The organism is Halorubrum sp. AJ67 (genome assembly GCF_000513435.1).
This window is the reverse complement of sequence record NZ_CBVY010000003.1, coordinates 270,691-273,074: the sequence shown is the minus strand read 5'-3', so window position 1 is coordinate 273,074 and position 2,384 is coordinate 270,691. Positions and strand designations below refer to the sequence as shown.

1 protein-coding gene and 1 pseudogene are annotated in these 2,384 nt (G+C 69.2%); both read left to right on the top strand.

Annotation, left to right across the window (positions count from 1 at the left end; genetic code table 11):
- Window positions 1-33 precede the first annotated feature (33 nt).
- A pseudogene (locus BN903_RS18570) lies at window positions 34-1,539 on the top strand (DUF5059 domain-containing protein); the annotation flags it as partial.
- A 133-nt stretch (window positions 1,540-1,672) separates the two neighbouring features.
- Window positions 1,673-2,384, top strand: a 712-nt coding sequence (locus BN903_RS04785) for a phosphatase PAP2 family protein (RefSeq protein WP_048076621.1), incomplete at its 3' end; no start/stop codon positions are given.

The window sequence follows — 2,384 nt, the reverse complement described above, 5'->3', positions numbered from 1 at the left end:
CCTATCCCCTGTGTGCCTTGCCTCCCACGACTGGTCGTGAGCGACGTCTTCGCGCACTTCGAGGGGGCACGCGCGCACGAGGCGCTCGAAGCGGCGGACCATGAGGCGTACGAGGGGTTCGAGAGCGGCCTCTCGGATCTCCGGTCCGCGATCGAGGCCGGGAACTCGTCGGGGATCGACGAGGCGCTGGCGGCGGTAGATTCGAACCTCGTGGCCGGAATCGAGGCGCTCGCCGGCGCGAACGCGCCGCTTCTTGAGGCGGCGTTCTTCCGGGCGCGTTTCGACGACGCGCGTGAGCGATATCGGCGCGGACGGAACGACGAGGCCGCCTCGATCGCAGAGGGGCTGTTCGGTCGCTTCGAGGAGAACGAACTCGACTTCCACGAGACCGTCGAATCGACCGACGAGGAGCTCTATGCGCGGTTCGAGGAGGAACACCTCGCGGGGCTGATCGACGCCTTCGAGAACGCCGACGACGCGGCGGTCGCGACTCACCACGACGGCGTCCAGTCGACGCTCCTCGAGTTCGAGACGGCGGCCGGGACGAGGGCGACCGTGAGCGGTGCCGAGGGGACGTACATGGCGGCTCGGGGATTCGACGCCGCAGTCCTCGACGCCCTCGGCGACCCGGACCGGGCAGCGGCGATCGCGCAGACCGCCTTCGAACACTTCGAGGCCGGTGCCGGAGGGTACCACGAAGCCCTCGAAGCGGCCGACGAGGCGCTCTACGAGTCCTTCGAGGATCGACTCGGGGACATCTCGACGGCCGCGAACGACGGTGGGGACGTGTCGGAAGCCGCAAAGCGGTTCGGGGACGCGGCGCTCTCGTCGGTGTACGCCGTCGTCGAGAACGGCGGCGGGTCGCACGCGGACGCCGCCGCGGCGACCGTGGGTGACGCGTTCGCGCACTTCGAGGAGGCCCGCGTTCACGAACTGCTCGAAGACGCGGACCGCAACGCGTACCACACGTTCGAGGAGCGCCTCGACGCCTACGCGACCGCGCTGCGGGAGGACGGCGACATCGGCGAGGCCGCCGCGTCGTTCGCCGACGCCGCGCAGTACGCGCAGTTCGCGCTGGTCGACGCCGTTGAGGACCTCCCGCTCGACCTCGACCTCGCCGGGGCTGGCGGTGGCGGGTCCGAATCGGGCGATTCGGGAGGTAACTCGGACCTCAGCGGCGGGCCAAACGTCGTCGACGGGGTTCCGGACGACGCCGACCACGTCGTCGACATGGAAGCCGTCGCGTACGCACCGACGGAGCTCACGGTCTCGCAGGGGGACACCGTGGCGTGGCGACACGCCGCCGGCGAGCCGCACTCGGTGACAGCCTATCAGGAATCGGTCCCGGAGGAAGCGTCGTACTGGGCGTCCGGCGGCTTCGATTCGGAGGAGGAGGCGAGGACCGGCTGGGAGAACGGGAAGGGCGCGGTCCAGTCGGGCCAGTCGTACGTTCACACCTTCGAGACCGCGGGGACCCACGAGTACGTGTGTATCCCGCACGAGGCGGCCGGGATGGTCGGCGAAGTCGTCGTCGAGTGAGCGGGGGTCGCGCCCCGTGAGGGGACCGGCGAGGGACCCGTCGACCTCGACCTCGATATCGCGGAGTCGAGGCCGAGGGCCCTCGCGCGACACCGTGTCACTCATATGTCGCGACGACAGTGTGAAAACGACGATGGCGCTCCTCGAAGTGACCGCCGCCACCGGCCTCTTTGTCGTCGTTGGGACGGCGGTCACGGCCCTCCTCTGTATCGGGCCTCGACAGATGACACGGGCGATGACCGACGCCGACGACCGCGTCCGGGAGATCGCTCCCTACCTCGGAGCGGCGCTCGCGCTGCTCGCGGCCAAACAGGTCACGCAGGGGTATCGGCTCCGGCTGTCGCGCGCGCTCGACTGGAACATCACCGACGAGCTGTACGCGCTGGAAGGCGGATTCGTGGCGAGCCTTCAGCGCCTGACTCCGGACGCGACGCTTGAGTTCTTCACGGTGAGCTACATGGTCGGGTTCGCGTTCCTCCTCGTCGCCGCCCCGGTGACGTACTTCCTCTCCGAGACCGGCGGACGGCGGTACCTGAAGGAGCTGCTGGTCGCGTACATGCTGAACTACGCGGTCGGCACAGTCTGTTACACGCTGTTCATCTCGTACGGCCCCCGGAACTACCTGGAGGCGGTCTCCGGGCTGATGTACCAAGTCTACCCGCAGACGCAGGACCTCACCGCGGCGGTCGCGTCGAACACGAACGTGTTCCCGTCGCTTCACACCTCGCTGTCGGTGGCCGTCCTCGCCGTCGCGTGGCGCTCGCGACGGACTCACCCGCGGTGGACGCCCGTCGCCGCCGCGGTCGCGACCGCCGTGGTGTTCTCCACGATGTATCTGGGGATCC